Genomic DNA, 6,242 nt, shown 5'->3' with positions numbered 1-6,242 from the left:
GTTGGCGGGATTGGGGTAATGAATATCATGCTGGTATCGGTAACAGAGCGAACGCGCGAAATAGGCATTCGTATGGCCGTTGGTGCCAGGCAAACCGATATTATGCGTCAGTTTTTGATTGAAGCCGTGCTGGTGTGTTTTTGTGGTGGCGCATTGGGGATTGGACTTGCTTATCTTATCGGCATGATATTCACCTACACAGGCAGCAGTTTTCAGATGATCTATTCGAGTACGTCAATTGTGGCGGCTTTTGCCTGCTCGACCTTAATCGGTATTGTGTTTGGTTATCTGCCAGCCCGAAATGCGGCTAAATTAAATCCGGTAGATGCACTCTCAAGAGACTAACACTAAGTAAATAGGATCCCCAATTACTGGCTCTATGAAGACGGGAACTATTGTATAGCGCACAGTCGAAATATTTACAAGGTCAACTAGAGTTAAACGCAAAGTGGCATACTTGGGGTTAAACCTTAACCCCGCTATCCACTTACACTGTTTGTGGTCAAGTAATATTCTGCATAGCGTTAGACGTTAGGGATACATTTTGTAATCTTTTGAGCCTAGATTAAGTTGAGAACTCTAACGCGTTTCTTTCCAAAAGTAAGTCAGCTAATTAGATTTGAGATTTTCCTATTTGGCTTTCATCTATAGACAACTATGCGGCTAAATCGAAGAGAATTAAATTACAGGTGTAGATGAGTCAACGAGTATCCAAAACAGAGATTATTCTCGCTAATTTACAAGAATAATCACTGTTCGACTTGAGCTTTATTACTTGCCTTTTGTCACTCGTTTTAGACCCAAAATGATAGAAAGTTAGCAGGGATTTACCTTATTCGCTCTGGTACCATAATCTTTTTCTGACTGACGAAGCTTTCTTTAGCAACAAACCCTGAAGCAAGCATGTGCCACAGTAGAAACTGTCATGATAATGCAGTAGCTGAATGCTTTTTTCATTGTTGATGAAAGATAGAGTGAAGCGGAAAAGCGATAAAAGCAGGGACGAGTCACACTCCGAGAGATTAGCTACTGCTAACCCCCTAGAACAGTAGTTAATTCATTGAATTCAGCCTATTATTTTTATACTAATTAGGTAAATTAATTTACAATAGTGATGTTTAAACAACAACATTAATGATGGCTATAATGACAAATGATAAACCGTGGTTAAAACAATATCCTGAGGATGTGCCCGCAACAATAGATTCAAGTATGTATAACAATATCAATGATTTGTTTAAAGAGTCTTTTAGTGCGTATGCTAAAAAAGCAGCATATATTAATATGGGACATAGCTTATCCTACCAAGATCTCGAAAGTAAAAGTAACGCTTTTGCTGCTTATCTACAATCTGAACTAAAAATGAAAAAAGGCGAACGAATCGCCTTGATGATGCCTAATTTATTGCAATATCCCATCACTATTTTAGGTGCATTAAAAGCAGGACTCATTATTGTAAATGTTAATCCACTTTATACCCCTCGAGAGTTAAAACATCAATTACGAGACTCAGGGTCCAGTGCTATTGTTGCCGTCACAAATTTTGGTAATAATCTTCAGCAAATACTGCATGAGACTAACATTAAGCATGTTATTTTAACCAAAATCGGCGATGAGTTAGCTATACATAAGCGTACACTGGTTAATTTTCTTATCAAACATGTCAAAAAAATAGTGCCAAAATATCATATCCCCGACGCTATTTCACTGCGTAGAGCGTTAACCGAAGGCAAGAAACTTCCCTTTATTGATCCCCAAATAACAGTAGATGATTTAGCATACCTCCAATATACAGGTGGAACGACGGGTCCTGCGAAAGGGGCAATGCTGACTCATAGTAATATTATTTCTAACGTTCTACAGGTTCATGCTCATTTTAGCCCAAGAACCTTATATGATAAGGAATATGCAGTAACCCCACTTCCGCTTTATCATATTTTTGCCAACTCAGTGAGTATGATGTTTATGCTCTTTCTCGGTGCAACGAATTTACTCATTACCAACCCAAGAGATATAGATGGTTTCGTAGCAGATTTAAGTAAATATCCATTCACAATGGTTTTTGGTTTAAATACACTTTTTAATGGTCTAAACAATCATGCTGGTTTTCAAGAATTAGATTTTAGTCACGCTCGTTTTACTATTGCAGGTGGAATGCCGACGCAGAAACATATTGCTGATCGTTGGCAAGAGCTCACTGGAATGCCTGTCATAGAAGGTTATGGCTTAACTGAATGTTCCCCAGTGGTCGCTGCAGGTACTCATCAACAACAATCATTTATTTCTTCAATTGGTGTCCCTTTACCCAGCGCTGAACTCCGTATCGTTAATGATAAAAATGAACCTTTAGGTCCCAACCAAATTGGTGAAATTCAAATTAGAGGGCCCCAAGTGATGAAAGGCTATTGGCAACAAGAAGCCGAAACCAATACTGTAATGCATGCAGGAGGTTGGTTAAGCTCTGGCGATATAGGAAGAATGGATGACGATGGGGTTTTTTATATTGAAGACCGTAAAAAAGATATGATTCTAGTGTCGGGATTTAATGTTTTTCCAACTGAAATTGAAGAAGTTGCAACACTTCACCCTCACATCATCGAAGCTGCGGCCATTGGCATTCCTGATGACGCCACAGGAGAAATAGTTAAATTATTTATTGTACGCAAAGGTAATGTGACCGTTGATGAAATAAAAAAACATTGTAGAAAATATCTTACCGGTTATAAAAACCCAAGGATAATTGAATTTAGAGATGAATTGCCAAAATCAAATGTTGGCAAGATCTTACGTCGAGAATTGCGAGATTCATAGGCGCTATTACTGACGTCCTAAGGATAACCAACATATTTGGCATAGATATGAGGCGCAGCCGAGCAAATCCGGCTAAACCTCATTCACATGCTGACAGAGGATCCCGTCAACGACCATTTCAGCATTTGGTGCAACTCATCTTTAGTTGCTCCCTCTGCAGCCTGTAACGACATCCCTTTAAATAATGTCATAATTAGTCGTGCCAACGCTTCAGGTTGGCAACTGTCATTGAGTTCACCGCTGCTTTGAGCCAATTCAAATCTATTAATTATCGTGGTTTGATTTTTTCTTTCCGATTATTGATAGCGATTTTTATTGATTCGCTCGCTTCATTGCATGTCAAAGTACTATTAATTAATGCGCAACCTTATGGATGACTGGTGTCAGTAAATGGGGCCGCTGCACCGATCAATAATGATCGAATGACATCGGCAAGACGCTTATCCTGCACCTTGATCCTAAGTTGAGTCATCAAGAGATCATGATTAACTCGGTCAAAGAACTTAGACAGATCAACATCAACGGCAAATTTGCGTTTCTGTTTGATGATATCCCTTACTTCGCGGGGCAGACCCTGCCAACTCACCTCTAGCCTACGCCTCATATGATATTCTTGTTCATCATCTAGTCCTCTTTACAATATATGGCTAGCGGCTTCCTTCAGACCAATCATCAATGATAAGCCCTTGCCATTCGCTAGTAGTTAACGTTTAATAACAGCATGTTATTGAACGGTGACCTTCCTACAGAGGACTATCACCTCATTAGTCCATGCCCATGCTGGGCGTACACAAAAAGTTTAAACGGAACTAAAACAGTTGGTTAGGTTCTGCTTCGCTACGCATTACAACCAACAAGTCTAGTCCGCTTAATGCGGCGTTAACGACACAAAAAGGATTTTAATGAAATATTCTACTTTAGCGCTTATATCATTAGTTTTTATTACCGCGTGCTCTTCAACACCTTTGCCCGATAGATCTAATGCGGCGCTGAAAGAAACTGCAAATCCAACTTACCCAATTCATGCCGCTCGAAATAAAATAGAAGGTTATGTTCAAATGAGCTTCGATATAAGTGAAAAGGGTGATCCAATAAATATAAAAGTTTTAAAATCTGTTCCAGAACAAACTTTTGATAAAGCTGCAATTAGCGCGCTTTCAAATTGGAAGTATGCACCCAAGGTAGAAAATGGAAAGGCAGTAGTTCAACAAAATATGACGGTTCGATTAGATTTTAAGATGGGTTAAATGTCTAGCTAATAGGGCGTTATCGCATATCTTGTTGACATACTTTTCCTATTTAGCTTTCATCTATAGACAACTATGCAGCTAAATCGAAGAGAGTTAAATTACAGGTGTAGATGAGTCAGCGAGAATCTAAAATAGGGATGTTTTGGTTAAGCCCACAGGGATGCTAATTTTAAAATCAAGAGCTGGCGTCTCGCTTAATCATCTGCACTAAGATCACTCTTTCACATCCCTGTGATCGCGACATTTACTACGTCCTGTAGCTCACATGCTGCAGGCAATAAGTTCAAATGAAGCTACGTTATAAATCAAGTTAAACCAATACCAAGTAAGCTGAGTTAATCAATACCTCAAACGCACTTCTGTCCATAAATGCGTTACATGCCTTGCTTAAAAATGGATAAGTTCAACTCTTATCTTGAGGCCTGTTTTCGTTGACTTTGGATACAAGACGTTAACGACGTTGAGATTATTAAAATGATTTAGTGACTACAAGATGGTACCTGATCATGGTTCAATGAAAAGTCAGAATGCTATTAATGGGTACAACCTACTCTCAATGAGAGTGTGTGATGAACGACATTTTATATGCAAAGGCTTCGTGGATTTACGCGCTATCGCGTTCCGCTGTGTTGGGCATTAGTTCAATGTAGACGTACAAATTTAACAATATTAGGAAGATAAATGCGCACATCAAAAATAATATATTTCACCATTTTTATACTAGTAATGTTTTCTGCTTGTATTGCAGTTTGGGTATATTATCTAAAAGAAGGCAAAGATTTACTTAGTTTTACAATATCGACCGTTGGGTTCTGCATTGCACTATTAGCTCTGTTTATAGCTGTCAGGACATATACATCAATCGACAGTGTGAACAATATAAGTAAAATGGAAGGTAATATTCTTGATAATGAGAATTATGTAACTTCACTTCCTGAGTTAATCAATCAATTCAAGTCTAAAGACGAAAAAACACTCGACAAAGAACTCTTTGATTCAGTTGAATATAAGTTAAAAAAAGAGTCCGGTACTGCCGTGCTTTTTGCGGATACGTTGCAGTATATGATTGATCTTATAGTTTTATTTCCGGCTGTTTTTAATGCTTCTGATACGGATAAAAAGCTCTATAAAAAACGTATGGACAAGATATTAATAGAGGTAGATAGGCAACGTGACATACTACATTCGGTAAGCAAAGGAAATTCAATTCAAATAACTGAAACAATAAAGTTATTTAAAGCTGTCGTTTCATATCAGAATTTTGTTGCTGATGGTAATTTTAATATCCATGCAGATCTTCTCCATGTTCGTGGACCTATACTTCGAAATCCTGTCACAAAAACGATATATCACAATTACCTTGGTTTGTATTACAACAAAAAGGGCATGCACTTGCTTAGAGAGTCCCTAAATATGGGAGATATAGATATTCTCTCACTTAACGGTCTTAGTTTGGTACAGAAAGGTATTGGCTCTATATCTCCATCAATTATAGAAGATGTGACCATGTATTTAAAATCTGCATGTGACCAGTTTGATAGAGCACTTCATATTTCTAGTGAAGATGTTATGTGGCCAGGGTTCATTAATTATAACAAAGCACGCACATTGTATTTCTTGGCTTTGTTATCAAGTACTGAAATAAAATGGCTTGAGGTTATGGATGAAGCGATTAAATTTCGTAGTAGATTAAACCGACTCATTGACGAGATTTTAACAATAGACAGATCCAAAACTGCCAAAATAGAGAATACACATTTAAGGCAATTTTTTCTCTATCAAGAAGAGTTGGCCCGTGTAGTCAAATTAAATTTAATATTTGCAGATAATGCCATGAAACAAAACACGGTACCAGCACTGTATAAGGGGGTTAATTTAACGGGTGTATCCAAGGAAACTGCCTCGGACTTATTTATGAAAATACAAAGCTTCTCTACGGTTAAAGCTTATCAAGAGAAAATTATTCACCGACTTGTAAAGTGTGCAAACGATATTACCAGCAACTGATTAATCAAGCTGACTGTTTATCCAGGCCTTTATTGGCCTCTGTCATGAGTCACAAGGTTGCTGATATTTGTTTAAGTATTAGCGCAGAGTGTGATAATAAAAGACCAGTCAGTAACTGACTGGCCTTTTTGTATTGTGACGGATGCTTGTTGCAACCGAGGCACGTTATTGCAG

The 6,242-nt window shown here is 38.0% G+C and carries 6 protein-coding genes and 1 pseudogene; 5 read left to right on the top strand and 2 right to left on the bottom strand.

Annotated features, from left to right (window positions below):
* From AAEZ02_RS09825 to AAEZ02_RS09815, 3 genes and pseudogenes are all read left to right on the top strand, one after another.
* On the top strand, nt 1–345 hold a 345-nt coding region (locus tag AAEZ02_RS09825), incomplete at its 5' end, for an FtsX-like permease family protein (protein ID WP_351122894.1).
* A gap of 543 nt (nt 346–888) precedes the next feature.
* Nucleotides 889–1,019 (top strand): annotated as a pseudogene (locus AAEZ02_RS09820) (IS3 family transposase); the annotation flags it as partial.
* Between the two features lie 115 nt (nt 1,020–1,134).
* The gene (locus AAEZ02_RS09815; RefSeq protein WP_124011464.1) at nt 1,135–2,811 is read left to right on the top strand and encodes an AMP-binding protein; all 1,677 of its coding nucleotides are present in this window, start codon (nt 1,135–1,137) and stop codon (nt 2,809–2,811) included.
* Nucleotides 2,812–2,894: 83 nt separating this feature from the next.
* Here the strand turns inward: AAEZ02_RS09815 and AAEZ02_RS09810 are convergent, their stop codons facing one another.
* Both AAEZ02_RS09810 and AAEZ02_RS09805 read right to left on the bottom strand, forming a co-directional pair.
* Complete coding sequence (locus AAEZ02_RS09810; protein ID WP_164839482.1) at nt 2,895–3,065, bottom strand: hypothetical protein; 171 nt, start codon at nt 3,063–3,065, stop codon at nt 2,895–2,897.
* A 113-nt stretch (nt 3,066–3,178) separates the two neighbouring features.
* The gene (locus AAEZ02_RS09805; RefSeq protein WP_233768529.1) at nt 3,179–3,397 is read right to left on the bottom strand and encodes a hypothetical protein; all 219 of its coding nucleotides are present in this window, start codon (nt 3,395–3,397) and stop codon (nt 3,179–3,181) included.
* Between the two features lie 316 nt (nt 3,398–3,713).
* Between AAEZ02_RS09805 and AAEZ02_RS09800 the strand changes: the two genes are divergently transcribed.
* Nucleotides 3,714–4,058, top strand: coding sequence for an energy transducer TonB (locus AAEZ02_RS09800; RefSeq protein ID WP_124011463.1), 345 nt, complete (start codon nt 3,714–3,716; stop codon nt 4,056–4,058).
* A gap of 684 nt (nt 4,059–4,742) precedes the next feature.
* Nucleotides 4,743–6,068 carry a hypothetical protein gene (locus AAEZ02_RS09795; RefSeq protein ID WP_101031620.1) on the top strand — a complete coding sequence of 442 codons (1,326 nt, stop codon included), beginning with the start codon at nt 4,743–4,745 and terminating at the stop codon, nt 6,066–6,068.
* Nucleotides 6,069–6,242 lie beyond the last annotated feature (174 nt).

It is taken from the genome of Shewanella sp. T24-MNA-CIBAN-0130 (genome assembly GCF_040310185.1).
GTDB classification, from domain to species: domain Bacteria; phylum Pseudomonadota; class Gammaproteobacteria; order Enterobacterales; family Shewanellaceae; genus Shewanella; species Shewanella psychromarinicola.
The sequence above is the reverse complement of the archived record's forward strand: the minus strand, read 5'-3'. Positions and strand labels throughout refer to the sequence as shown.